21 protein-coding genes and 3 other annotated features are annotated in these 26,917 nt (G+C 40.4%); of the genes, 3 read left to right on the top strand and 18 right to left on the bottom strand.

Features of this window, described 5'->3' with window-relative positions; all coding sequences use genetic code 11:
- Nucleotides 1-147 precede the first annotated feature (147 nt).
- The 4 genes from AB3Y88_RS08975 to AB3Y88_RS08960 all read right to left on the bottom strand — a co-directional run bounded on the left by AB3Y88_RS08975 (nucleotide 148) and on the right by AB3Y88_RS08960 (nucleotide 4,519).
- Complete coding sequence (locus tag AB3Y88_RS08975; RefSeq protein ID WP_056961399.1) at nucleotides 148-999, bottom strand: alpha/beta hydrolase; 852 nt, start codon at nucleotides 997-999, stop codon at nucleotides 148-150.
- Nucleotides 989-2,305, bottom strand: coding sequence for a PTS transporter subunit EIIC (locus AB3Y88_RS08970; protein WP_056961402.1), 1,317 nt, complete (start codon nucleotides 2,303-2,305; stop codon nucleotides 989-991). The genes AB3Y88_RS08975 and AB3Y88_RS08970 overlap by 11 nt, the downstream gene beginning before the upstream one ends.
- A gap of 545 nt (nucleotides 2,306-2,850) precedes the next feature.
- On the bottom strand, nucleotides 2,851-3,609 hold the full coding sequence (locus AB3Y88_RS08965) for a M57 family metalloprotease (protein WP_228888612.1): 759 nt from the start codon (nucleotides 3,607-3,609) through the stop codon (nucleotides 2,851-2,853).
- Between the two features lie 283 nt (nucleotides 3,610-3,892).
- Nucleotides 3,893-4,519, bottom strand: a complete 627-nt coding sequence (locus AB3Y88_RS08960; protein ID WP_056961404.1) for a DNA-3-methyladenine glycosylase — start codon at nucleotides 4,517-4,519, stop codon at nucleotides 3,893-3,895.
- A gap of 758 nt (nucleotides 4,520-5,277) precedes the next feature.
- Here AB3Y88_RS08960 and AB3Y88_RS08955 point away from each other — a divergent pair.
- Entirely contained in the window at nucleotides 5,278-6,648 is a 1,371-nt protein-coding gene (locus AB3Y88_RS08955) for an MFS transporter (RefSeq protein WP_228888611.1), read from the top strand.
- A 325-nt stretch (nucleotides 6,649-6,973) separates the two neighbouring features.
- Here AB3Y88_RS08955 and AB3Y88_RS08950 read toward each other — a convergent pair whose 3' ends face one another.
- The 13 genes from AB3Y88_RS08950 to AB3Y88_RS08890 form a co-directional block, all read right to left on the bottom strand.
- Complete coding sequence (locus AB3Y88_RS08950) at nucleotides 6,974-7,357, bottom strand: HIT family protein (protein ID WP_228888608.1); 384 nt, start codon at nucleotides 7,355-7,357, stop codon at nucleotides 6,974-6,976.
- Between the two features lie 123 nt (nucleotides 7,358-7,480).
- Complete coding sequence (gene glyA / locus AB3Y88_RS08945) at nucleotides 7,481-8,734, bottom strand: serine hydroxymethyltransferase (RefSeq protein ID WP_228888605.1); 1,254 nt, start codon at nucleotides 8,732-8,734, stop codon at nucleotides 7,481-7,483.
- Between the two features lie 102 nt (nucleotides 8,735-8,836).
- Nucleotides 8,837-9,478, bottom strand: coding sequence for an HAD family phosphatase (locus AB3Y88_RS08940; protein WP_056961414.1), 642 nt, complete (start codon nucleotides 9,476-9,478; stop codon nucleotides 8,837-8,839).
- Nucleotides 9,479-9,742: 264 nt separating this feature from the next.
- Nucleotides 9,743-10,531: an ATP-binding cassette domain-containing protein gene (locus AB3Y88_RS08935; protein WP_315972248.1), complete on the bottom strand. Its 789-nt coding sequence runs from the start codon at nucleotides 10,529-10,531 to the stop codon at nucleotides 9,743-9,745.
- Nucleotides 10,464-11,207: an amino acid ABC transporter permease gene (locus AB3Y88_RS08930; protein ID WP_056961416.1), complete on the bottom strand. Its 744-nt coding sequence runs from the start codon at nucleotides 11,205-11,207 to the stop codon at nucleotides 10,464-10,466. The genes AB3Y88_RS08935 and AB3Y88_RS08930 overlap by 68 nt, the downstream gene beginning before the upstream one ends.
- Nucleotides 11,208-12,026, bottom strand: coding sequence for a transporter substrate-binding domain-containing protein (locus AB3Y88_RS08925; protein WP_056961418.1), 819 nt, complete (start codon nucleotides 12,024-12,026; stop codon nucleotides 11,208-11,210).
- Between the two features lie 34 nt (nucleotides 12,027-12,060).
- Nucleotides 12,061-12,480, bottom strand: a complete 420-nt coding sequence (locus tag AB3Y88_RS08920; protein WP_054757019.1) for a GNAT family N-acetyltransferase — start codon at nucleotides 12,478-12,480, stop codon at nucleotides 12,061-12,063.
- Nucleotides 12,464-13,498, bottom strand: a complete 1,035-nt coding sequence (locus tag AB3Y88_RS08915) for a D-2-hydroxyacid dehydrogenase (RefSeq protein WP_056961421.1) — start codon at nucleotides 13,496-13,498, stop codon at nucleotides 12,464-12,466. The genes AB3Y88_RS08920 and AB3Y88_RS08915 overlap by 17 nt, the downstream gene beginning before the upstream one ends.
- Nucleotides 13,495-14,706: a pyridoxal phosphate-dependent aminotransferase gene (locus AB3Y88_RS08910; protein ID WP_228888598.1), complete on the bottom strand. Its 1,212-nt coding sequence runs from the start codon at nucleotides 14,704-14,706 to the stop codon at nucleotides 13,495-13,497. Before AB3Y88_RS08910 ends, AB3Y88_RS08915 begins: the two co-directional genes overlap by 4 nt.
- Entirely contained in the window at nucleotides 14,693-15,868 is a 1,176-nt protein-coding gene (locus AB3Y88_RS08905; protein ID WP_261907401.1) for an amidohydrolase, read from the bottom strand. Before AB3Y88_RS08905 ends, AB3Y88_RS08910 begins: the two co-directional genes overlap by 14 nt.
- Nucleotides 15,849-17,180: an O-acetylhomoserine aminocarboxypropyltransferase/cysteine synthase family protein gene (locus AB3Y88_RS08900; protein ID WP_056961424.1), complete on the bottom strand. Its 1,332-nt coding sequence runs from the start codon at nucleotides 17,178-17,180 to the stop codon at nucleotides 15,849-15,851. The genes AB3Y88_RS08905 and AB3Y88_RS08900 overlap by 20 nt, the downstream gene beginning before the upstream one ends.
- Nucleotides 17,167-18,270: an Ldh family oxidoreductase gene (locus AB3Y88_RS08895; RefSeq protein ID WP_228888593.1), complete on the bottom strand. Its 1,104-nt coding sequence runs from the start codon at nucleotides 18,268-18,270 to the stop codon at nucleotides 17,167-17,169. Before AB3Y88_RS08895 ends, AB3Y88_RS08900 begins: the two co-directional genes overlap by 14 nt.
- A gap of 70 nt (nucleotides 18,271-18,340) precedes the next feature.
- Nucleotides 18,341-18,572 (bottom strand) — a binding site (T-box leader).
- A 49-nt stretch (nucleotides 18,573-18,621) separates the two neighbouring features.
- Nucleotides 18,622-19,761 (bottom strand): PLP-dependent aspartate aminotransferase family protein, encoded by a 1,140-nt coding sequence (locus AB3Y88_RS08890; RefSeq protein ID WP_056961425.1) that lies wholly within the window; start codon nucleotides 19,759-19,761, stop codon nucleotides 18,622-18,624.
- A gap of 55 nt (nucleotides 19,762-19,816) precedes the next feature.
- Nucleotides 19,817-20,054, bottom strand: a binding site (T-box leader).
- 296 nt (nucleotides 20,055-20,350) lie between these two features.
- On the opposite strand from AB3Y88_RS08890, the gene AB3Y88_RS08885 reads away from it, so the two are divergent.
- Nucleotides 20,351-22,987, top strand: coding sequence for a cation-translocating P-type ATPase (locus tag AB3Y88_RS08885; RefSeq protein WP_261907400.1), 2,637 nt, complete (start codon nucleotides 20,351-20,353; stop codon nucleotides 22,985-22,987).
- A gap of 6 nt (nucleotides 22,988-22,993) precedes the next feature.
- Here AB3Y88_RS08885 and brnQ read toward each other — a convergent pair whose 3' ends face one another.
- A complete protein-coding gene (gene brnQ, locus AB3Y88_RS08880; protein ID WP_082610514.1) occupies nucleotides 22,994-24,409 on the bottom strand; it encodes a branched-chain amino acid transport system II carrier protein in 1,416 nt (471 codons plus the stop codon).
- A gap of 123 nt (nucleotides 24,410-24,532) precedes the next feature.
- Nucleotides 24,533-24,782, bottom strand: a binding site (T-box leader).
- 446 nt (nucleotides 24,783-25,228) lie between these two features.
- On the opposite strand from brnQ, the gene AB3Y88_RS08875 reads away from it, so the two are divergent.
- Nucleotides 25,229-26,860, top strand: coding sequence for a peptide ABC transporter substrate-binding protein (locus AB3Y88_RS08875; RefSeq protein ID WP_056961429.1), 1,632 nt, complete (start codon nucleotides 25,229-25,231; stop codon nucleotides 26,858-26,860).
- The last annotated feature ends 57 nt before the right edge of the window (nucleotides 26,861-26,917 follow it).

Raw genomic sequence — 26,917 nt, 5'->3', positions numbered from 1 at the left:
CTGTAAATAAAACCATTTATCTGCAACTTTACTCAAGTTAATCTACAGTAACAAATAAATGGTATTTCAAACTATAACCACTTTTAACTTATAAGTTCATTATAGCCTGATCGTCGACAACTGTAAACACAAAAAACTTACTTTTATCTATCTTGTCCGATTTTGCCCCCCGCCTCGCGGAAAGTTTTCTCTTAATATATATTGTCCAATCAATGACACAATTTGCTTATTTTGCGGCAAATCCGAATGGGCTGTATTAGCACCTGTAACGGTTATCTCAGTAAAGCTTTTAATTTCACCTTGGAAAATATACTTTGCAAAATTTACGCTGTTGTAAGGTACCGTTCCATCGCTCGTATAATTTTCAGTCCCCGCAACAGAATACATCGTTAACGATTCGGGTAACCCTTCACGATAATCGTAGAGTTCCTTAAAAATTGCAGTTTTATAACTTGTACTTGTTGAGGTCCCATTGTAAGGAGTTGCGATTGTCATGAATTTATCAACTCTGACTGAAGGTGTTTGTTGTAGATAACGCTCAAAAAATAGCGATAAAATTAGTCCTCCATTGGAATGGCCTAAAGCAGAAAAATGATTAAAATGGTACGTGCTGACAAGTTGTTTGAAGGCCAGATTCAGCCACAACGCTTGCTTGTCGATATTTTCTTTGCCATCTTTGTTATTCTCAAAACTGACAACAATGAACGGCTGATTATCGTTGTGCCGCACCACTCCACTGGTAGTTATTTTTCCATCCGTCTTAACCACGACCTTCAAAACACTATGATGATCAGGTGCTTCTTGTCCTAGTTCCGCAATTAAGCTATCAAATCTATTTTGAGTCGCACTTGAGCCGGGAACCATTATTATAGGTGCCATTTGTGTTTTTCCGGCATTTCGCAACCGTGTAATATTACTACGATTCCATTTATAGGCCGGTATGCAGACCGCCAGCAATAAAATACTAACTAGCAACCAGCGCAGCAGTTTACTTTTCATGTGCTGCACTCCTTTCTCTTAGTTCCTGAATGCGATTATTTAACAAAATAAAGGGAAGGTAAATCAACGTCCCAACCGCAACGTTAAGCACACTAACTAACAAAGCCTGCCATGTTCCTCCTGTACCAAGCCATCCGACCATAAAACCTGGTGCAGTGCTGCTGACAGGATACACAGTCGGTGGCATAAAATTAAATTTGAGTGCAATCCAAGTAATTAAGATGCTTGCCACAGGTGACAGCAAAAAGGGAATGACTAGCAACGGATTATAAAGAACCGGTAACCCAATCAGCAGTGACTGGCTAACATTAAAGATACTTGGGACTAGGCTGGTCTTGGCTGCTAACTGAAAGTTTGGATTGCGTGAACGCCACAGAATCGCTATTAGCAAAGATAATGCCATTCCAGGACCACCAATGTTAGCAAAGCTATCAAAAAGGGTATGAATTGTAATTGGATTAGGCGCCCCCCATGGTGAACCATGTTGGATAGCATACTCTAAATTTTGAACTGTGCTCCCTGAATTACTACCGCTAAAGTCAAATGAACCGATAATCCCCAAAAACCAAAAACCATTATTTAAAATCGCGGCTAAAATTGCAGCCAGTAAAATCCATTCGTAATTGCTAAATGAAAGCTGATAAAGACTTGATACCAAGCCATTAACCCCAGTTCTGCTGAAAAAACTGACGAGATAACTGAAAAGTCCAAAAAATAAGAGCGTTACGGCAATCGGCAAAACATTATAACGTGCCCACACCGTTAATTGCGTATTTAAATTTGGATCACGCTCTTTCATATGTTTCCCCAACCGATTAAAAAACCAACCAGTCACAAGACCAACAATCAGTGCTAAAAAACAGCCGCTATAACTCAGATTGTTTTCTAAGAATTTGCCAACCTGCTGCCGTCCTGTATGTGCTAAAAAGCTGCCATTAAAATTCATGATCATAAAAGCAAAGACAGCCGTCAGACTTGCTGCCAGATTATAGCGCGTTGACGTGCGCGTCGCAAGATTTGCAGCTAAGAAGACAACCGCAATTGCAACTACTCCATTAATACTTAGATCTAAAAGAGTCAAATATTTGGCAACAATTTTAAATCCTGGCAGCCAATGGCTAATATGATAAATACTATTGAGAAAACCATTCTTTTGAAAAATAGCTTGGCTCAAAAAATCCACGTACGTCCCTACTAATACGAATGGAAATAATAACGTAAGGGTTTCTCGGATTACGCGGAGATAGACTTGATGTTCCGCAAAATCATTAATCTTGATTAAATACCTTGTTAAACGTTCTGTCATTGCAAACCTTCCTTAATGTTTGTAGCAATCAAGATTGCTTCGTGCTTGTTTTCTAAAATAAAAAAGGACTCTCATAGCCCATTTTAGCTGTATTACGTTGTAAACGAGCAACTATCAATCCAGTTTTATTTTAACATCTTATTGCACAAAAAGGGGAATTAGATCCAGTATTCGACTATCCTGATTAACCCTTAAAAAACAAGTCCCCAAAATAGTAAAATTTGCACTTTAAAAATAATGAGTGCTCTCTTGGTACAAGTTGACCTGCTCCAGTAACCTACTTTTGCAGTAACTAAATTAACGCATTTCTAGGCAAAATTAAAGAGGCCCGCCAAGACCAAATTCATTGCCTTGGCTGCAGCCTCTTCAAGCTTTTTTCTGCCGGCTATGTTCCATTCACCTAGATCTACTAGACCTTCTTGCAACCAGCCTGGGTAACATGCTTAATTCGTTGCCTCTTTCTCGGATTCTGGATACTTAAAGCAACGCAGCAGCTGGTTATTTCCTCTTTACACTACATACACAACTTATTTATGTTAACCTTTCTATGGATATAATGCTTTAAGGTGCTGCACATCAGTCTCTTGAATTCCATACTCTGACCCTTGTGACTGCATTACAGAAGTTTCTGCGTCATCATGTGAAAGCCCCATTGCATGTCCCAATTCATGTTCCGCAGTATTTACCTTGCGCTGCATTGAATAATTGTCAAGGTAATACATATTTAACTTTGCGGTAGCATGGATCAGCGTTTGACTGCCATTTAGACCACTAAAGAGTGTTTTAGTTTCAGTTACCCCTGCCATGGAGGTATTACTCTGGTTTTCAACAGTTAAAACAATCTCTGCCTTATTTTTATCTGTCGTTGTGACTAACTTGAAGACCTTGTACTTATTCCAATTAGTGATAGCCGCTTGCCAAGCTTCACGGTATTGGGCGGATACATTATTTGGAATCTCCAAGTACACAGTCGCTGTTTTTTTCGACCAGACCGCCTGCGCTGTCTTTTGTGCGCTCTTAGTTGCAGCAGAGGTTGTCGCTGAAGAGGTCTCAGCAGACGACGCTGAACTGCTTTGGGATGTGTCATTCCACCTCGTTGACTCCGAACTCGAATCAGCGGTCGTTGTGCTTTGTGTCGCTGGTTGTTGAGTGGCAGTCTGCACCGAACTTTGCAGCAAAGTTGAAACCTGTTTGATCTTTGCAAAAGTCCACTCCTTACCCAGTGCCACATATTCAGGATTCTTGACCAGCATGACAACGGCAATTCCTAACAGTAACAGTTTTGTGAATCTAAAAAACTTCATCTTTCCACCTCTACTTTTGACCCAGGCTGTGATTAAATTGTACCCGATTTTAACTCTCAAAAAGTAAAAATTGTCTTAAGAATGCGGCTAATTTTAAATATCAATGGGGCTGTGACAAAAGTTAACTTTTGTCACAGCCCCAAGTTTATTCCGGATAAACGTGTTCCATAAGTCAAAATTCTCCGTCTAACTTCGAATTACTCATAGCAAAGTACTCGCTATGTTCGTAATTTCGAGTTAGCACTCAAATTTTCCCGACTTATGTCACACTCTCTCTTCTATACTATTTTTTCCAACCATAATCGGTGAGCTGCATTTCCCTTTTTCTCAAATTAGACACATATGGATTTCCTGCAACATAAAAGCGTAAGGGAGCAAAAGTCGCTGTCCCTCGTTGACTAACACCAATCCTTGGTCCAGCTATTATTTGCTGAGGTTGTCTGCGCTGCCTTAATGTCAGCGACAATGGTCCTGTACCGATAAGCGTCCCATTAAGTTTTTTATCTCTAATCCCCCAGGCTTCCATAAATTTAGCTGGTCCATTAGTCAATTCAAAACCACTTTTAGGCCGGTGCCGCTCCATCAAGTCTCTCCCACAGCAGGGTTCAACCGCACGAATCAAAATTCCTTGTGGCACATCTTTTTCTTGCGCCACAAGATTAAATAAATACAAGCCGCGCAAAGTATAGATATAAATTGTTCCAGGTGGTCCATAAAGTGCCTCATTAAAAGAACTTCTGCGTCCCTTAAAAGCATGTGCCGTTGAATCTTCTTCACCAAGATAAGCCTCTGTTTCAACAATATAACCACCCACGATTCCTTCACTACTCGCATAAGTCAATTTCCGTCCTAGCAGATCTTGTGCAATCACTGCTGTAGAACGCTGACTAAAAAAAGAGATGCTTGTCATCACCGTTTTCACTTCCTTAAATTCCGCTAGTCTGCACCTGATTCTAATAACTTCGTGGGTTATTTTTAAAAATTAGCCTTGGCTCAAAAAATAAGCTTTCAAAAACAAAGCTGTTCCCGCAAAATAATTAAGTAACTAGCACTTAATCATCATATAACTTAATTTTCACAGTTTCATCCTAAAAGAAGTTGCTAGCTATTGAAAGCGCTTCTATTATGTGTATAATACAGAGTGTAAGGGATTATAGCAAACGCTATAATCGAAGGTTCGGCGATCTGCTTGCAGATTGGTCGAACAAAAAGAGCTGTCGCAAGGCAGTTAGAAAAGAGGTTAGAGTTTGGCAATCCCTTATTCTTCAGCAGTCCAGTGAGATAATTGATAGAGTTGTCGATTTTAGCGGAAACAAAAAAGTCGATGGTTAGATTGGTTAGATCAAAAAAGATAGAGTTTAAGTAGCTTGTTAGTGAAAGAAATTTATCTTGCTGGGCTGTTTTTGTGTGCCCTTTTTTAGTTTACCCTTCTTTGGTGACTGCATTTTAGAGTTATCTTAGTCTTTCAAATTCTAATTTCCAAAAAAATTGACTTAACTGAGCGACTTTTACACTATTTTTTATTTTTATTGGATAATAATAAAAGCTAGATAATAATTTTTTAAGTTTAGAGCCTTATCCTTATTAAAATCCCCCTTGAATGAACTAGAATAGAAGAGAGGAATACACAAATGGTATACCAGCGCATTAGAGGGGGATAATTAAATAATGCAACTTACAACAGCACATCTCAGCGAAAGCAAGCGCAAGTGGTTTATTGCTACACTTTTACTGGGAACTTTTACAATGTCAATTAGTCAATCTTCACTGTCAACCGCCTATCCGACCTTTATGAAATATTTCAATCTGCCAGCAAGCACAATCTCATGGCTTACAACCGGCTTTATGCTGATTATGTCAGTGGTTATGCCCTTATCGCCCTGGTTGATGAATAATTTTAGATTCAGGCCGCTCTATCTAACTCTACTTACGCTTTTTGTTGGTGGCACAATCATTATTATTTTGGCCCCCAACTTTCCGATTATGATGTTTGGGAGGTTGTTAGAAGGCGTTAGTGTCGGAATTCTTTTCCCATCTTATCAATCCATTATCTTGGAAATTACAGCTCACACACAACGTGGTGGGATTATGGGAACAGTCGGTTTAGTAATGGGCTCTGCACTTGCCGTTGGCCCCATCATTTCAGGAATTGTCCTTCAATTTCTTGATTGGCAGGCAATTTTCTTTTTATTTCTCATAATACTTGTCGGCGTCTTCATAGTTGCGCTTAAAACCGTGCCTAGCCCACTTAAAAAAAAGAAGACTCCTTTTGATTTTATCTCAGTCTTCATGTCCCTTGGAATAATCGGACTGTTATATTTTATCAACGAGCTCGCTCATATGTCGGCAAACAACTACGTCAATTGGCTAATCCTAGTAGTCTCAGTTATCTTACTTGTGTTGTTTGTAAAAAGACAATTGCAGCTGCCAGAACCTCTATTAAGACTGGATATTTTGAAAATTCCTAATTTTGATCTTGGAGTTGCACTCACCTTTCTCTCTTATATGTCGTTGATTACTGTCACTATTATTATGCCATTATACTATCAGCAAGTTTTAAAAATGTCGCCCCTGTGGTCTGGCCTTGCACTCGTTCCCGCAGCCGCTTTGCTTTCATGGCTAAACCGACGCAGCGGATTATTAGCGGATCGCATCGGCTTCAAACCTGTCATCATGAGCGGCTTTGTACTCTTTATCGTTGGCTGGGGAATGCTTCTCCTCTGGGCCTCATTTGCAAATGTCTGGATGACGATTATCTGTTCAATGTTAATTGAAGCTGGAAATGCTTTTGCAATGATGCCTGCAACTACACTAGGAGCAAATTCCTTGAACGATGACTTGATCCCGCATGGCTCTTCAATCATTGCAACTTTCCGCCAGGTCATGGGTTCAGCTGCAATCGTACTTGCTACCGTAATTTTAGGCACGCGTAATTTCACTGGCGTTTTCTTCACATTTTTAATACTGGAAACCATTGCACTAGTCCTTGTCTTTTTTATCAAAGACACCCAAGCTATTTCTCAGCATGTAAAACTTTAATTCGAAAATAATAGAAGAACTGGGGCTGTGACAAAAGTTAACTTTTGTCACAGCCCCGCTTTTATTCTGGATAAACGTGTTCCATAAGTCAAAATTCTCCGTCTACCTTCGAATTACTCATAGTAAAGTACTCATTATGTTCGTAATTTCGAGTTAGCACTCAAATTTTTCCGACTTATGTCACACTCTCAGTCCCTTTTAGTTTAATACTTAAAAAACAGTAATTAACATCTTTGAAAAAATTATTTTTCTGTGTCTAGCGTATATCACAACGTTAATACTCTATGAGCCCAGCACAAAACCTCTCAGTGCTTAATCCAGCAGCTTAACTGTTCTTCTTGTGATCTGCTGGTAATAATTTACGAATCCCGCCAGCTGGATTGGGATCATCCCCAAGATAACGTGGAATCAAGTGAAAATGACAATGCATCACTGTTTGTCCACCAGCCTCTCCAACATTAACACCGATGTTAAAACCCGCTGGATTGAATTTTTTAGTTAGCATTCTTCTACCAGCATGCAATAATTGTTTCATTGCCAGGATTTCGACATCACTGAGTTCAAAAAAAGTTTCTCGGTGCACCTTTGGAATAAACAGCAAATGCCCCTGACTAACTGGATTAAGATCCCAAAATGCCGCAACCAGTTCATTTTCTAAAATATATTCATTTTGATCTTTCTTACAAAAAATACAATCCTTTTCCTCCAAATTGGATGCTCCTTTCACAAGCCGCAAATAAAAACGCTAATGCACAAAAATAGTTCATTGCCAAGGACCTGCAGTGAACTGTTAAATTCCTTCAAACCTTTTTGTTTCAACTCAATTAAATTACTATCTAACCGACTCAGGTGCATATACCGGATGAGCTTGAGTTAATTTACCAACTTCTGCTTTAACTTTTTCTAAGCATGCAGGTTCTCCAGCACACCCCAGCACCTCTAAGATTAGTTGCGCTACTTTGCGCGCATCGGCTGCATCAAAACCACGGCTTGTAATCGCTGGCGTTCCAATCCGAATACCACTCGTCTTAAATGGACTAAGTGTCTCGAAAGGAATTGCATTTTTATTGACTGTAATATTGACACTATCAAGCAACTTTTCAGCTTGCTTGCCATTGATGCCAAAGCCACGAACGTCAACCAAAAGAAGATGATTCTCTGTTCCACCTGCCACCAATCGAGCCTTATCACTTTGTGAAAAGACCTGTGCCATTGCCTGGGCATTCGTAATCACTTGTTGACAATACACTTTAAAGTCTGGGCTAAGTGCTTCTTTGAGCGCAACCGCCTTCCCAGCAATTACGTGCTCTAGCGGTCCACCCTGAGTTCCCGGGAAAAGCGCACTATTAATTTTTTTAGCCAATTGCTCGTCGTTGGTCAAGACCATCCCACCGCGTGGTCCGCGCAGTGTTTTATGTGTCGTTGTTGTGGTGATATCTGCATAGGGAACAGGGCTCGGATGAAGCCCAGCTGCCACCAGCCCGGCGATATGCGCCATATCAACCATTAATTTTGCACCGACTTCATCGGCAATTTCTCTGAATTTAGCAAAATCGATTTGATGTGAATAGGCACTCGCCCCTGCCACAATTAACTTAGGCTGCTGCTGACGTGCTAATTCAAGAATCGCCTGATAATCAAGTTGCTCGCTTTTTTGATCAACCCCGTAACCAATAAAATGATAAGTTTTACCACTAAAGTTAACCGCTGCACCATGTGTCAAATGACCACCTGCAGCTAAATCCATCCCTAAAACAGTATCACCTGGTTTTATCAAAGCCAGATAAGCAACCTGGTTTGCCTGAGAGCCAGAATGCGGTTGTACATTTGCATATTTGGCACCAAAAAGACGCTTTGCTCTTTCAAGCGCCAGGTTTTCAACAACATCGACAAATTCGCACCCACCATAATAACGTTTACCAGGGTAGCCTTCTGCGTACTTGTTCGTCAAAACACTGCCTTGCGCAGCTAAAACACCCTTCGAAACAATATTTTCAGATGCAATTAATTCTAAATTATTTTGTTGCCGTTCTGCTTCATTTTCAATCGCCGTCCATAGTTCGGGATCATAATCTTTGTAATCCATCTGCTCACCCCTTTTGTCTGCTTTGTTTGAATTGTATCATATGTTAGGTTCGTACCCCATCGACTTTTTAAAAAATTAGACTTTTAACCCTGTTGTTGAACTTTACGATTGTCTTAAAAAATCGATCACTCCAAAACCATCCTGACACTGAAACGTTTGCGCAAGCTTTTTCTTTGCAGCACTTATCAAAATTACTGGAATTCCAGCTGCAAGTGCAGCTTGACAGCCCAACGTGGTATCTTCAAGTGCAAGTGCAGTTTTTTCATTAAACAAGGGTGATTTTAAAGCATTTAGATAAATATCCGGCGCTGGCTTGGGGTGTTTGACAGTTTCAACTGTAACCAATTCAGCAAAATAATCTCTAACGCCGTTACTTTTAAGAATATGTTCTGCCCGTTTTTTGCTGGACATTGTTGCAACTCCCAAATTATAGCCATCAGTTCGTAAAAAAGTGAGTAGTTCCTGCATTCCTTTTTTTAAATGAATCCGTCCAGTATCAATGGCCTCATTCACCAGTTGCTCGCGCTCTTTACGCAATGCTTGAACCGGTGCTTTATTTTGAATAATTTCTGCAATCAGCTGATTATTAGTCTGCGCATCTCGCCCTTTCATCTTTGCCAGCGCGTCTACTTCAACTTGAAAGCCATGTTTTGCCAATACTTCAACCCAAAGCTGTAGATAGATACTTTCAGATTCCACCAGCGTTCCATCCATATCAAATAAAACACAGTCATATTTCTTCACTGCCGTTAACCTCTTTTCAGCATTTAAAAAATCTATATAGTAACAATACCACAGTCAAAGACTGCAATCAGTTAAAATAGACATGGCTGTCAACTCTAGACACTTCAAAACAACAATCCAGTTCAAGTAAGCGAATTTTGAAATGCGGTAATCACCGACAGCTGCTGCAATTCGGTAGCCCAGAAAATAAAGAAAATAAACTGTGTTATTTTTAGTAATTTACAAATTTTTGCCCGCAACGCTTGCATTTTCAAACTTTAAATTCTAATTGCCTGCAGCTTTTGCTTGTATTCCGGCAACTTTTATTTGTCCTCGATTAACCAAGGAATTGACAAAATTAGCAATGCGTCCGTTTCCTTGAGTTGAAAGTAGTTCCTTGGCAACACCTTGGTCAACGATTTCACCATCTTCGACAAAAATTGCTTGATCCGCAATTTGTCGTGCAAATTCAATCTCATGAGTAACTATGACCATCGTAATATCTTGTTCAGCTAGCTTGGCAATTGCATTTAAAACGCCTGCAACCAGTTCAGGATCTAATGCAGAGGTGGGCTCATCAAATAACACGACTTTCGGTTTAGCCACAATCGCACGGGCAATTGAAACTCGTTGCTGCTGCCCGCCTGAAAGTGTAACCGGATATTGTGCAGCAATTTTTTCCAACCCAAAATCCTTTAGCACAGCTAGAGCCGTTTTACGCGCCTCATTTAGCTTCGTTTTTTTATTATAAACTAATGGTGACATTACATTTTCAAGCGCCGTTAAATTTTTAAAAAGATTGAACTGCTGAAAAACCATGGTTGACTTTGTTCTGATTTGTTTAATCTTTGCACGTTCAATGTGTTGTGCATCTATTTGGGCATCATCAATCGCAATGCTCCCATCGCTTGGTAACTGCAATAAATTTAAAGTTCTTAATAACGTTGTTTTTCCTGATCCACTCGGTCCAACAATCGCAGTAACTGACCCTTCTGGGATCTCTAAATTAATGTTGTTTAAGACCTTCTTCTTTCCAAACTGCACTGCGAGGTTCTTCACTTTTATCAATGGCATTTTCAACCCTCCTATAAGGTGCTTCTAAAATATTCTCAACACTGCGCTGCGCCCATGAATAGAGCACAATCAAAAACCAGTAAATTAATCCCACCGCAACATAGACCTCAAAAAAACGTAGCGATGCACTTGCAAGCAGCTTGCCATCAGCAAAAATTTCGGTGACTCCCAGCGTAAATGCCAATGAAGTTTCCTTTAACAATGAAACGAAAGTGTTCCCAGTTGCAGGCAGTGCATTCAATGCAGCTTGTGGCAACACAATGTTGCAAAAGATTTTAGCATAACTGAAGTTTAATGATTCACCTGCTTCAATCTGTCCTTGATCGACAGAAGTAATCCCTGCTCTAAAGATCTCAATCAAATAAGCTGATTCCTTGACCCCTAGACCTGCAATCGCAGCTGCCGTCGCAGGAACTCCTTTAAAAACGGGAAAGATTTCCGGCAATCCGTAATAAATAATAAACAAAAGAACCAGTGTTGGAACTCCTCTAAAAAAGGAAACATACAGTTTTACTAATCCCTGAAACGGTTTGAGTGCGTACAGATAAACAAGGGTCAACGCAGCCCCTAGAACAACTGCCAGCACCATTGCTGCAATTGCCATCAAAATGGTCAGCGGAATATATGGAATCAGTTGCGGAAACAAGTTTAGAAAATAACTCCAATCAAATTTCATTTATTGTCCTCCTGACTTTGAAATTACATTAGTAATTGCATACCCAAAGTATTTAGTGGAAATCTTGTCTAATTGTCCATTGCTTTTTATCTTTTTCAGACCCCGATTAAAAATTTCCTGTGTCTTCTTTCCTTCCTGACTGTTTTTAAATGGAAAAGCCACTAATGCTGAGGCTGCATCCCCCTTAACTACTCTCCAATCAAGGTGCTGGTACTTGGCAATTGCACTAAGCGTGCCGCGAGAATAAAGCAGTCCTTCAACTCTTCCAGTCTTTAAAGCTTGAATAGCTTGGTCCCGGGTTTCAAATACTTTGATATTAATCTTAGGGTCATATTTTTGCAAAGAAGTAATGAAATTATTCCCAGCACCACTTGTAGCAACTGTCTTGCCTTCCAAATCCTTCAATTGTTGATAACTTGCATTCTTTCTAACCGCAATGTTAGTTGTTTCATTATTATACGGTGTTGAAAAAAGATATTTTTCTTTGCGTTGCGCGGTTGCTCCAATATCATTAGCAATCGTATCAACTCTTCCCGCATCAAGCTGTCCGAAAATACCGTCAAAATCGGTGGTTACATATTTAACGGTGTAGCCCTGCGTTTTAGCTGCTGCATTAGCAACCTCAACATCATATCCCGTCAGTTTATTGTTTTGCTTGTATGCATTCGGAAAAATCGTTCCAGCCGTTGCAATCTTAATTGTTTTCGTAGTAGCTGCACTTTGCGCTGCCTGACCTTTAGTTAAGAAAAACCCTCCCCCAATAATCAAAAGTAAAACTACCACACCAATGATCCATAACCCATAATGATGCTTTTTCATTGCTAACTCCTCCTTTTAAGTTGTCCCATCCAATTCACAGATCCAAATCTAAATACTTAATGTCAGCTCTTTCTTTGAAACCCTGATGTACCCAAAATTCCTGTCCTGCTTGATTATCAGCGACCACAAAAAGTCCCAACTTGTTAATCTTTCTGTGTTTCAAACGTGCAGTAATGGTGTGAACCAGTGTTTTAGCAAGTCCTTGACCACGTTGTTTCTTTGCCACCGCGACGTGATACAGATAACCTTTTCTACCATCAGTTGCACCTAAGGCAGTCGCAACAACTTCACCCTGCGCAACTGCAACCAGACACAATGTTGGGTTTGCCGCGATTACACGGGCAATTCCTGCAAAGCTATTATCCAGTGAGCTAAGATGCATTCCAGGGACGCTTTCCCACAGAGCATATGCTTGCTGATAATCTTGCGTTGTCATTTCACGTATTTCTACCATTTTTGCTCGCTGCCACCTTTTTAAAATTAATTTCATGTGCACTAGTGTGTCCCATAATAATTGTCAATGCATCATCAAGTGCTTGTTTGACCATATTTTCAACCGCAATATCTGTAAAGAATCCGATATGCGGGGTTAACAAAACATTAGGTAACTTTTTTAACTCGTTGTAATTAGCCACTGGTGTTTCTTGCGCAAACTTCAAGTTGAAGATCTGGGTTTCACCTTCGACTACATCCAGCGCGCACGCTGCAATTTGTTCATTTTTTAAAGCTCTCAGCAAATCCTCGGTATCAACAACTGGTCCACGTGAATCATTTATAAAATATGCTGAATTTTTCATTAAAGCGAATTGTTCTTCAGAAATTAAATGCTGGTTCTGCGAATTATAATAAACATGCACTGTCACTATGTCTGCTTGCCGTAACAGTTCTTCTTTTGTGGTGTAGCGCAAAATTCCTTCAAGCTCAGCTCGGGGTTGGGCGATATCATTTCCCAAAACGGTTGCTCCTAGAGCATGAAAAATCTTCGCCACGGTTCCGCCAATTCTGCCAACCCCAATAATTCCAATCGTCAATTCTGATAATTCACGCGCTCGCAGGCCGTTAACGCAATAATTATTCTCATTTATCCTGCTTTCAAATTGCGGCAGCTGTCTTACTAATTGCAGTGTTTGAGCTAAAACCAGTTCCGCAACGGCTGTGGGAGAATATGACGGAACATTTGTCACGGTAATTCCATTTTGTTGTGCCCATTCCAAGTTAACCGAATCAATCCCTGCAGAGCGACATGCCAATTGTTTGATCCCCAAAGCACGTAATTGTTCATAAAACTGCACATCTTTACTCAAAACACTGCGTTGTTTGTAAACCACCCCGTCATAGCCCTTTGCCCATGAAACCGTGTCTGCATGCAATTCATCAGGAACACTGTCAACCTGAATTGCATGCTCTTTTGACCACTCATCAATCAAAGGCTGTTCATCATCACGGACATGATACACTAATATCTTAGTCATTTACGGACCTCCTGAATGTGACTCTTGTCAGCAGCTGTGTTGTGTACAAAGACTGTCAATCTTTGTACTGCTAGCTGTAACTTTTCCATACTGACAGCGTAACTAATTCTAAAATAACGCGACCCAGCAGCCTCAAATGCTGAACCTGGAATAACTGCAATTAAAGCTTCATGTGCTAATTTATCTGCATAAACTGCAGCATCTTTTTCAAATGTCGTCGGAATACGTACATAGACATAAAAAGTTCCTTGTGGTGGAACAAACTCTAGGCCGATCTTTTGCAGTTCTTTACAGAGATATTTTCTTTTTTGCAGATAAACTTTCTTCATTTCATTAATAGCAAGATCGCCATGCTGCAAAGCTGCAGTTGCAGCGTCCATGTTAGGTGTTCCCACCGTAGCAACATTAGCTTGGTGAACTTTGGCCAGTTCTTTAATAATCGCTGCACTGCCGCAAAGGTACCCAATTCTCCAACCAGTCATTGCATAAGCTTTAGACACGCTATTTACTAGTAAAACCTGCTCAGGCAGATAGCGTGCCAAGGAAACATGTTGCTGAAAATACGTCAATTCGCTATAAACCTCGTCACTCAAAACCGCTACCTGATATTCACGCAAAACCGCTGCCAAAGCTTCAAGTTCTGCAGCAGTATAAGTAACTCCAGTCGGATTATTAGGATAATTAAGTACCACGAGCTTGGTCCGCTTGCCGTAATGCTCCAAGGATTGTTTTAGGACACTTGGCGTCAGCTTAAAGTGCTCATGCGCTGCATTGAGCGTAATCGGAATACCATTGTTAGCCAATGTCAAAGTACGATATAAGCTAAAAGCCGGTTCCACTAGCAATACAATATCTCCCGGTTCAATAAGTCCATTAATTACTGTGCTAATTGCTTCACTTGCTCCATTAGTCGTAATGATTTGCGTCTGCGGATCATACTGTAACTCAAAATGTTTTAGTAAATAGTCACTAATCGCTTGCAGCAGCTGCGGTGTTCCTTTATTAGGCGCATAATGTGTATGATCGGCTAAAATACTTTTAATCGCAGCCAACTTGACATCCGTAGGCGTTGCAAAATCAGGTTCACCAATTGTTAGATTTATTATTCCTGGAATTTTACTGTATTTCTCACTTAAAGTCCGAATCAAAGAGGGCGTCAATTGCTGCAAACTTCGCTTAAGTAATGGGGTAAGTTTAATTTCTGACATGCTGCTCACCTTGCTTTGTCTCAAAATACTCTAAAAGACTGTGCGCACTCTCAATAAAGTAGTCAATCCCGGCAGCAATCGTACCATCTTTTCCTACGTAACCAGGCTCATGCCAATCTGCTGCTCCAACAGCTCCGTTTGATCCGATAAATGCAAATACTCCCGGAATCTCATTTTCAAAGGTGGCAAAATCTTCTCCTGCCATCGTCAGCTCTGGAACTGCTACCTGTGTTCTTAATCCATGAATCACAGCAGCCGTTAATTCCGGATCATTATGAATGGGATAAGCTCCAACACTCCAATCAATGTCAACAGTCTGTTCAAACGCAGCCGCCACCCTTTTCACAATTTCATAGAACCTTTTTTTAACTAAGGCGGTGCTTTCAGTGGTAAAGGTACGGACCGTTCCTTCAAAAGTCGCTGTTGCCGGTAAAACATTCCATGTTTGCCCAGCTTGAACCTTAGTCACACTGACAACGACTGCATCCAGCGGCCGAATACTGCGGCTAACAATTGTCTGCAGCTGCGTAATAATTGCAGCCTGTGCGACAATTGGATCCTTTCCCTTCTCTGGACGGGCTCCATGTGAACCGGAACCATGAATCGTCACCTCAAATTTATAACACCCTGCCATCAAGGGACCAGCTTGGACTGCAACCTGTCCAACTGGCAAATTAGGATTATTATGAAACCCGACAATTCCTTGTACTCCATCTAAAACATGTTTTTCTAATACCTGATCTCCACCGTGCCCAGCTTCTTCTGCCGGTTGAAATAACAAGCGGACAGTCCCTTTTAAATGCTCTTTTTCTGCATGCAAGAGATACGCTGCACCCAGCAGACTAGAAAAATGAAGATCATGACCACAAGCATGCATAATTCCTTTGTGCTGTGACTTAAAAGGCAGGTCCGTTTGTTCAGCCACTGGTAAAGCATCAAGATCTGCGCGAAGTGCAATAACAGCTCCTGGTTTTCCTCCTTGGATTTCGGCTAACAGCCCCGTCTTCAAAGTCGTGGGAATAATTGAAATTCCCCATTCCGTAAGAATCTGTTTGATTTTTTCGGTAGTTGCAAATTCCTGATTAGAAAGTTCTGGATGTTGATGAAACTGATGTCGCAAGGTTATCATTTCTGCTAGAACTTCATCCTTGGTTTTTGTCATCGGTCTCCTCCTCAAAAGCTTGTGCAATAGCTGACTTTAAATCCGAAATCAGATCTTCACTATCCTCCAACCCAATTGACAAACGCAGCAATTGGTCAGTTAAGTGTCCAGCGGCCTGATATTCCACCGGGACTTCCCGGTGCGTAATCTTATTTGGATTAACAATCAAGGAACGACTATCACCGACATTTGGTAAATATAGAAATAATTTGACTGCATCAACCACCTTTTTGGTTTGTGCGGCGGTCCCTGCAATTTCAAAAGAAAGAATTGTCCCAATTCCCTTTGGAAAATATTTTTTGCGTAATTCAGCTTGCGGCGCATCTTCTAAACCTGTGTAATAGACGTTTTTAACATGTGGCTCTTGCTTTAAGTAGTGTGCGATTTTAAGACTAGTTGCAACTTCTTTATCAAGTCGCTCAGAGATAGTCTCTAATCCAAGCAGCTCCAGGTAAGCTTCAAAAGGTCCTAAAACAGCTCCCATTAAACGCAAATACTTCATTTTGATCCGTTTGATAAAGGCAGCATTCCCGAAAACACCTGCATAACTGTAATCTTCTTTAGCTGCAACCTCTTTTAAAATAAATTCTTTTTCTTGAAACTGCGGAAACTTTCCATTATTCCAATTAAATTTGCCGCCATCAACAATTAAGCCGGAAACCGCATTTCCATGTCCGTTAATTCCTTTTGTAGATGAATATAAGACAATATCTGCTCCATATTTAAGCGGCTGAAATAGATACGGCGTTGGGAAGGTATTGTCAACAATCAACGGAACTCCAGCTTGATGTGCCACAGCTGCTAAACCAGCAACATCTGAAATCTTGGTAGTTGGATTTGAAATGCTTTCTGTATAGATGGCTTTTGTCTCTGGTTTAATGAGGCGCTTAATTGCTGCTAAATCATTGATATCCGCAACAAGATCAAATTCGATCCCGTATTTTGGAAACAACGTTTTAAATTCATCAAGTGCAGCACCATAAAGATCAAAGGGGGCGATAATTCTCCCACCACCTTCTGCAACATTCAAAATACTGTAAGTAATTGCAGCCATCCCTGAACTAACTGCAACTGCCTCGATACCACCATCCAAGATGGCAATTCTTTTTTCCAAAACAGCGACTGTCGGATTGCCAACCCGTGAATATGTGTAAGCATTTGGAACATTTCCACGTGCAATTTTTTCGGCATGTTCAGCATCGCCTAAAGTAAATGCCACATTTTGATAAATTGGAACTTCCGCTGCGTTCTGATGCTCTTCAGGTATATAGCCACCATGAATCCGAGCCGTATTAAATTTATAGTTTGTCATTTAAGCCATCCTCTTCCCTTTTTTCAGTAATTGCTAAGCTTGGAAGTCCCAACTTAGCAGCTATTTTATTAATTTCAGCATATGTCGTATCGTCAATTACAATTCCTGCCGTAAGATTCTTCAAATAATTCTGATTTTCCTTATCACCCGGAACTAATCCAGGGGCAGCTTCATTCTGCTGCAGCGCTCTAATTCGTGCCAACATCGATTCCAAGTTTTTTTCAAGGAGCGTAAGTTCTCCAAATAAGGCAGGATCAAAAACTAGAAAAAAATGACTGATATCGTAATTTCCATTGCCAAGATCAGCTGAAAACGAACCCTGGGCTAACAATGCGGTTAAACATTCTATTACTAAGGCATTCCCGAAGCCCTTATAATTCCCATTTGCTTCATCCTTCCCACCTAGTGGTAAAATACCCCCACTGCGTTTTTCTTGGGATAATTCTGCCAAGATTGCTTGTGGATCTTTTTCAATTTTTCCATGTGCGTCTATTGCCCATTCTCCTGGAACTTTCTTTTTATTCTTGAGCAAAACCTCGATCTTTCCGAGTGAAACAGTTGAAGTCGCTGCATCAAAAACAAACGGTTCCGTTGTTGTTGGAAAAGCAAATGCAAATGGGTTGCTGCCCAAAAAAGGCACCCTTGCATGCGGAGGAACCAGTAGTGGATTAGTATTGGTCGCTGAAATTCCGACTAATCCAGCGTTAGCAGCCATTCTTGCATAATATCCTGCTGCTCCAAAATGAGTAGCGTTTCTGACAACACCAATTGCAATTCCATTTTTATGTGCCTTTTGAATTAATTGCTGCAGCGTAAATACCGCTACTAGTTGTCCCGACGTCCGTTGCGCGTCTATCAGTACACTTGTCTTTGTCTCTTGCAAAATGTGCCAGTGACTCCCAGGGACAACTTTTCCAGCTGCTATTTTTTGTGTATACATTTCCAGCCGTTGTACCCCATGAGAACTAATTCCTCGCAAATCAGCATCAATTAGTGTTGCCGCAATCACGCTGCTTTCGGCCTGCGAGAAACCTTCTCGTTTAAAAATATTTGCGATGAAACTCTGCATATAATTTGCTGCGATCCTCACTGTTATTCACCTCACAATTTTAAAAATTCAGCGTTTTTATTTTCTAACCCAAACAAAAAACGCCCTCATTCATCAGGACGTTAAGTAACGTGGTACCACCTTCTTTTAAATATTTTTCACAAAATATTTCTCATTAAGAAAATCTTTCTTCACCGTGTAACGGCGGTTGCCGACAATATCTAATTATTCGATATTCTTCATGCTCCCAGACCATCTTCACTAAGTCTTACTCGCTCTTTTTCACCAAGCAGAGCTCTCTGTTGGAGTAACAACTTACCTACTCATCTGTTCAATGCACCTTTATTATTAAAATTTCCAAATTGTTTTTTCAGATTTCATGTATTTTTTGACCTATTCCCCAAGCGCTTGGGCTAAATCTGCAATCAAGTCCCGCGGGTCTTCAATTCCCACTGCCAATCTGACCAATTGAGGTGTAATCCCCACTGCCAGTTGCTCTTTGGGAGAAAGTTCAGCATGCGTCATCTTAGCGGGCAACTCAATTAAACTCTCAACTGCGCCGAGGCTAACCGCTAATTTGATCAGTTTTAGTTTCTCGACAAAGCGCTGTGCATCAAGATCCTGACGCAGTTCAAAGGAAAGAACACCGCCGTATCCCTTTGCCTCTGCCGTTGCAATCTCATAATCCCGTGTACCCGGAATCCCGGGATAATAAACATGCGTAACTTGTGCTTGTTTTTGCAAAAAAGAGACCACTTTGGCGGCATTACTAGTATGTTTTTCCATTCTTAACGCTAACGTTTGAATCCCTCTGCGAATCAAATTTGCATTTTCAGGAGATAACACTGCACCAATTCCATTTTGATTAAAATAAATTTGCTGCGCGAGTGTTGCACTTTTTGCCACTGCAATTCCAGCAACTGTGTCTGAATGCCCTCCCAAATACTTTGTAGCTGAATGAATCACGATATCGGCCCCCAAAGCAAGTGGTTGTTGCAGATAAGGTGTTAGAAATGTATTATCCACGATCGTCAACAAATTATGCTTGCGCGCAAGCTGTGCAATCTGTTTGACACTTGTCACTTTTAGTAGCGGATTAGTAAAGGTTTCAAAGTAAATTGCTTTAGTATTTTCTTGTACTGCAGCTTCTACTTGTCGTGGGTCCTGCGTATCAACTGCTGTAAATTCCAGCTGCCAGCGTTTAAAAAATTGATTAATCAGCCTAAAAGTCCCCCCGTAAATCGTATTACCGATTACTAAATGGTCACCCGGTGAAAAAATTGATAGCACTGCGTGAATTGCAGCTAATCCCGAAGAAAAAGCAAACCCTTGAGCGCCGCCTTCAAGAGCAGCAAGCTGATCCTCCAAATAATTTCGCGTTGGATTCCCTGAACGGGCGTAATCCCACCTAATCTTTGCTGCTACTTTTGGAAAGATGTATGTTGATGAATTATAGACAGGTACATTAACAGCACCTGTTTGATTATCATTTTGCGGTATTCCGTGCACTAATTTGGTTTCAAATTCAGTCATGCTTACTTTTCCTCGCTTTCTAAAATAAAAAAAGCCCCTGCGCAGAAAAATCCTGCACAGGGACGATTTTAATCGTGTTACCACCCTTTTTTGTATAGCCGTTGCCAAAAACTATACCTCAAAGACACAAACATGTCCGGAAACTATAACGTGTCCCCACGTATTGCTAGGCTTGCACCTGCAACATTGCTCTGAGTTCATCTTCAGGAAGCCTTCTAGGTCTATCTTTTCACCAATTCAGATAGTCTCTTTAATCCAATTGACTCACTTACTCTTCTCTTCATCACATTATTATTAAATTTCAATTAAACTACTGTAATGAACAATAACTAAATAATTTGCAGATGTCAATACAATTTTTTGAAATTTTGGGATTATAGCTTTTTTACTGCTTTAAAATACCGCTAAAACAGCATTTTTAAAAAACAATAATAAAAAAATAATTTATTTATCTTAAATTATTTGTAGATCTCATCAAACTGCGCTCTAATTCAAACTTAACTTTTTTAATACCTCAATTGCTGAACTATGCCTAATATTTGACTAATATTTTTAATATTCTTTAAAATACAATTAAGGAGGTTATCAAATGAAAAAGGAAGCAGCCGCTTTAACCCAGCTTTCCCCTTCAGAGGTCACACAGCTTTGTGAAACTTCTGGGACACACGGCTTAACATTGTCTACAGTAAAAATGCGCCAGCATAAGTACGGCGCTAACGCATTGGTTGAAGCCAAAAAGCCCAACTTAATCATGCAGATTCTGCATCACCTCAGCGATATCACTTCACTCATTCTATTATTTGCAGTTGCGCTTTCAATATATCTAGCACTTACTACTGCTAGCGACTGGACAAAGGCTAGCGTAATTGGGGGCATTGTCATTTTAAATGTTGGTATTGCCCTCTTTCAGGAACACAGCGCTGAAAGAGCACTTTCTGCTCTCAAATCAATGACTGAACAGACTGTTACCGTTATTCGCTCTGGAAAAAAACAAATTACCCCTGCAAGTAACCTAGTTCCTGGTGATTTACTTAGTCTAAAAGCTGGAGACGTGGTACCAGCTGATTCACGTCTGATCAAGGCCGTTTCACTCTCAGCCGATGAAGCTATTCTAACAGGAGAAAGTTTATCTGTTGTAAAAACGGCAGCTGCCATGCCTCACATTCCAGAAAGTCTTGGAGATTCACAAAATATGCTTTTTTCTGGAACAGCACTTACCCAAGGAAGCTGTACTGCAATCGTCACTGCAATCGGTATGAAAACTGAACTTGGAAAAATTGCAACATTGCTCAATACGACAGAAAAACAGCAAACCCCTTTATCTCGTCGTTTGAATTCTTTAACAAAAAGACTCTCGCTTGTAGCCATCTTAGGGGGCGTCACAACAATTTTAATTTCAACGCTTTTCCACCATGAAACCTTTACTGAAAGCCTAATGGTCGGTGTAAGTCTTGCAATTGCTGCTGTTCCAGAAACGCTTCCTGTAATTGTCACACTTAGCATGGCTTATGGGATCCAAAAGATGGCTAAAAAGAAGGCAATTATTCGTCAAGTCACTGCCGTTGAAACTATTGGTAACGTCAATGTAATTGCTTCTGACAAAACGGGTACATTAACCCAAAATAAAATGACAATCACTAAGTACTGGCCTGGAACCGGGGAACCACGAGTTGTCAGTAATTTAACTAAAGAACAGCTACCCGTTCAAGATACTCGCTTTCTAACTTATTTAGGGCTAGCAACCAATGCAGAACTCACAGCTAAAGGGCTAGCTGATATCGGAGACCCTACTGAACTGGCAATTGTTAGCTTGCTTGCACATTTTGGCATGACGCGTTCAAAAAGTGAAAAAAAATATCCGCGAATTGCCGAAAACCCGTTTGACTCAGACAAAAAGACAATGACAACGTGGCATCGAACCCCTTCTGGTAAGTGGATTGCAATTATTAAGGGCGCTATTGATCGGCTCCCCTTTGCTACCAATGTAGATCACACAGAATTAGACTATTTCCATGATCAATTTGCTGCTGAGGCACTTCGCGTCCTAGCTGCTGGCTTCCAAGTTTTTGAAACTGAACCACTAAAAAAGGATGAGACAGCTTTAACAAATCTTCAACCTTTAGGCTTAATTGGTATTATCGACCCTCCGCGCCCAGAGGTTATTCCTGCAATTACCGCCGCTAAAAAAGGCGGAATTACAACAGTTATGATTACAGGAGATCATCTGGAAACAGCCAAAGCGATTGCACACGAGATTGGAATTTTACAACCTGGACAAGTTGCACTTACAGGAAAACAGTTAAATGACATGAGTGCGTCGGAACTCGCCGCTAAAATTGATACTATTCGCGTGTATGCTCGAACGACTCCTTCAGATAAAATTCGTATTGTAAAAGCTTGGCAGCAAAAAGGGGCAATCGTTGCTATGACAGGTGACGGTGTCAATGATGCACCAGCATTGAAAGCTGCTAATGTTGGAATTGCAATGGGCGTTACTGGCACGGAAGTTTCAAAAAATGCCGCCGACATGATTTTAGCCGACGACAACTTCGCAACAATCATTGCAGCTGTTAAACAGGGACGCACAGTTTACGAAAATATTTTAAAAGCAGTTGAATTTTTGATTTCTGTCAACTTCGCCCAGATTTTCACCATGATTATTGCCATCACATTAGGTTGGGGAGCTCCAATGACCCCAGAGCAATTATTGATTGTCAACGTCTTAGCAGATGGAATCCCTGGCTTCTTTCTCAGCCGTGAAGTCGCGGAACCAGGTATTATGCGGCAGCCCCCACTCACAAGGGCTGCTAGCATCTGGGCACGAGGCTTAGGTAAACGGGTGGTTGTACGGACAATCACCTATATGATCATAATTTTGGGAATTTATGCTCTTGGACGTTTTGGACTAAACAATGATACTCCAGGAGTTGGTATGACAATGTTATTTCTGGTTCTTGCACTTGGTTCAATGCTAGATATCTACCCAATCAAAACTCGTCAAGCTCTTTCAAAACATGCTTATCTCAATAACCCCGCTCTAAATAGCAGCCTTGTGCTCACTTTTTTAAGTATCATTGTCATTGTACTTTTTGAACCTTTAGCAAAAGTTTTTCAGCTCTCCTCGCTGAATCTACTTGAATGGCTAATTGTTATTTTCGTACTTTTCATTCCGACAATCGTAATCGAAGCCGCTAAAAAAATCGAAAAACAGACACGTACTAGGTAGCACTAACTACCTGCTTTTTTCATCTTGTCTTTTATAACTCGCAGTAGCCTTAACACTGGAAAAAAATGGTGCAAAAACATGGTAGCCAAGCCCCAATATTGTCCCGAGTAAAGCTGGCACTACCCAATCCATCCCTAACGCTGCAAAAGGCAAAAAGCTATGTTGCAAGGCTGCAGCAGCTTTACCAAATGCGCTTTGACTCACGACTGGTGGAAATGCAGCTATCATATCTAAGAAAGCCGGCAGAACGGTAAAAGCAACTACGAAGGCATAGACATGCGGATCGCGTTTAAACAACGGTGAACAAACCGACAATAAAATCAAAACCATTGCAAAAGGATAGAGGAACATCAACATTGGTGTCGACCATGCGATAATAGTATCCAAGCCAAAATTTGCGGTGATAAAAGAAGCCAAACACATCAAGCCTAACCAAACACGGTAACTAATTTTAGCAAAATGTTTGTGAAAATCTTGTGCAAAGGCTGCCACTAACCCAACAGCAGTTGCCAGACAGGTAACAGTCAATAACGTTGCTAAAAGTGCATGTCCAAATCCGCCAAGATAATATGTTACTAATTGATTAAATGCAACTCCACCATTATCTGATAATTTGTAAACTGTTAATGAGGTTGCGCCTATCCAGATCAGCACGATATAAATTAGTCCAATTGCACTTGTCGCCAATAGCCCGGCACGCGCAGTTACCTTTGCATTGCTGCTTGGAGTGGTTTTACCCAGTTGCCTGACCGCACTCACAACTGTTACTCCAAAAGCCAAACCGGCCAGTGCATCCATTGTATTGTATCCTTGTAAAAATCCATTAAAAAAAGAATCATGTTGATAGGCAACACTGACTGTTGCACTTGCTGCTTTGCCTAATGGGCTGGAAAAAGCAAGCAAAAAGATTCCAAATAATAGCAATAAAAATAGTGGATTCAAAATCTTACCAATGCTGGCCATAATATTCGATTCGCGATAAGAAATGAAAAAGGCAAATCCAAAGAATAATGCCGTGAAGATCAACAAACCAGCAGATCCCCATGAAGCAGGTAACAGTGGCTGGACTCCGACAGTAAATGGCACAGTCGCGGTCCTAGGAGTTCCAAAAAGAGGACCGATGGTAGCATGGATCAAAACCATAAAGGTTAATGCAAAAACTGAACCCAGCGGTTTACCAATGTCGTAAACCCCTTCTGCTCTAGTCACACTAATCGCTAATACTGACAGCAAGGGCAAAAGGACAGCTGTTAAAAGAAAACCAACTGTTGCCCATCCCCAATGTGAACCTGCCAACTGTCCTAGATGAATTGGAAAAATCAAGTTGCCTGCCCCAAAAAATAGTCCGAATAATAACGAACTAACAACTAAATAATCTTTTTTTGATAATGGTTTATCATTTAAATCACGCATCTTTTGCATATTAACTACACTCCCACTTTTTTTAAGGTTCACTTAGTATTGATACTACTGCTTTTATTTCTAATCTGGGGTTCCATGTACCCACCTCCTTTAAAATAAAAAGCACCCTCTGATTCAAATGAATCAGAGGGTGCTTTTTGCACGGTACCACCTCGTATTTGCAACAATTACCTGCATTTCAAAAACTGTTGCCACTTCACGTACAGTCAAAGACGATACGCTAACACTATAATGGGTGTCACCAATGTACTTTACTAAAATTCAGAACATCGCTCAAAAGGGATTTTCCTAATGCAAAAGTTATGCTTTCTCTCACCAAACAAAGCTCGCTTAATACTTTTTGCATCGTACTCAACTTTTTCACAGCGCTTTTAAATTATATTTTTAATAATTGTAAAAAAAAACTTTTAAGTTGTCAATGCTAATTTATTGCTTAAAATCCAGCATTTATTTTTTAAAATTAGTCATTGCTTTTTTTAGATAACCCGCTATAATTGAGTCATTCGTTAAAAAAGCTGCTTTGCGGCAAAAAATAAAGGGAGGTTAGATAACGATGCCATGTTTACATATTCGAAAAGCCATTAATTTATTAGCAATTTTAATTATTAGCCTAGTCATTATTAGCACGCATGGTGTGTTATCTAATGTCTCGGCTTTTTAGAGAATTCAAATTAGAGCTCACCATGCGTAAATGTTTTTCCTAGCTGGTGAGTTAATGGTTATTTTATTTCTTTAACTAACCCACCTGCTAGTCCATAGCAGGCGGGTATTTTTGTTTTCTTCTGAAAAGTTGAGCGTGCTTCCAAGGGGGAATTTTTTATGAATTGGAAAAAATTTTTATCGGCATCACTAGTAGTCACAGCTAGTGGTCTACTGCTCGCCAGTTGTGGGAGCGCAAAAAGCTCAGCACAAACTGCTAGCAAACAGGTCTTACGTTGGTCGGAGCCATCCGAAATGCAAACTTTAGATCCTTCTAAAGTCGTTGATACTGTAAGTTCCGATATGATCAGCAACAGTAATGAAGGTCTTTATCGTCTTGGGAAAAACAGTAAAGTTCAACCAGGAATTGCTACTAAAGTCAAAGTCTCAGATAACGGTCTTAAATACACCTTCACACTGCGTAAAAATAGTAAGTGGTCTAATGGGGATCCAGTCACTGCCGCAGATTTCGTCTATTCTTGGCGTAGAACCGTGGCTCCTAAAACTGCATCGGAATATGCTTATATTTTCGAAGGCATCAAGAATGCGGCTGCAATCACAGCAGGACAAAAACCCGTCTCAGATCTTGGTGTACAAGCTGTCGGAAAATATCAACTTGTTGTGACCCTAGAGCGTAACATTCCCTACTTCAAGCTGTTGATGGGGTTCACCCCCTTCTTCCCACAGAATCAAAGAGCAGTTGAAAAGTATGGTTCAAAATATGGCACAGCTGCAAAATATATGGTCTACAATGGTCCGTATAAAATGACTGGTTGGTCCGGCTCAAATCTGAAATGGAACTTGGTCAAAAACAATCAGTATTGGGATAAAAAGCATGTTAAACTTACCGACATTTCGTTCCAGGTAACCAAGAGTCCTACAACCTCGTACAATCTTTATCAAGATAACAAATTGGATGAAACATATTTAAATGCTGAACAAGCAAAACAATTAAACACCAATAAAGAATATGTATCCTTAAAGCAAGCACGAACAACATACTTAGAATTTAATCAAACCAAAAAGGAGTTCCAAAACAAAAAAATTCGTGAGGCACTCTCTTATGCTGTTAATCGACAGCAACTGGTCAATAAAGTCCTTGGCAATGGTTCACTTCCTGCTAAAAGCATCGTTTCAAAGGACCTGGCCCTTCACAATGGCAAAGACTTTGCAGACACAGCTGCCACTACAGCTGGTGTCACCTACAATAAGGAAAAGGCACAAAAGTTATGGAAAGAAGGTCTTCAAGAATTAGGCGTTAAATCATTAAGTTTTTCATTACTGGGTGATGATGACGATGTTAGCAAATCCGTTTCTACTTATCTTCAAAGTCAATTAGAAACAAATTTACCTGGCGCCCAAGTTTCCGTGTTGAATCTTCCTAAAAAAACAAGAATCACACGCTCAACTACTGGTCAATTCGATGTTGTAATCTCCGGCTGGGCAGCTGATTTTTCAGATCCAATCAGCTTCTTAGATCTCTTTACTAAAGACAATTCGTATAACTTTGGTAAATGGAGTAATGCACAATATGACAAGTTGGTCACAGCTTCAAAAACTACTGACGTTAATCACGATACTCAACGCTGGAATGATTTGGTCCAAGCCGCTAAATTGCTGAGTACGGAACAAGGAGTTGCACCACTTTATCAAGTTGCACAGGCGCAGATGTTAAAATCCAAGGTTAAAGGTGTGGTTTATAATACGGCTGGAGTTGCTTTTAACTTTAAGAATGCGTATGTAACACAATAAAGAAGTGTGCAAAAAGGCGCTAGGTTTTGAGGCTTAGCGTCGGATCGCAGTGGTAAC

The organism is Liquorilactobacillus satsumensis (assembly GCF_964065465.1).
In the GTDB taxonomy this organism is placed as follows: domain Bacteria; phylum Bacillota; class Bacilli; order Lactobacillales; family Lactobacillaceae; genus Liquorilactobacillus; species Liquorilactobacillus satsumensis.
This window is presented reverse-complemented; position numbering and strand designations above follow the sequence as displayed.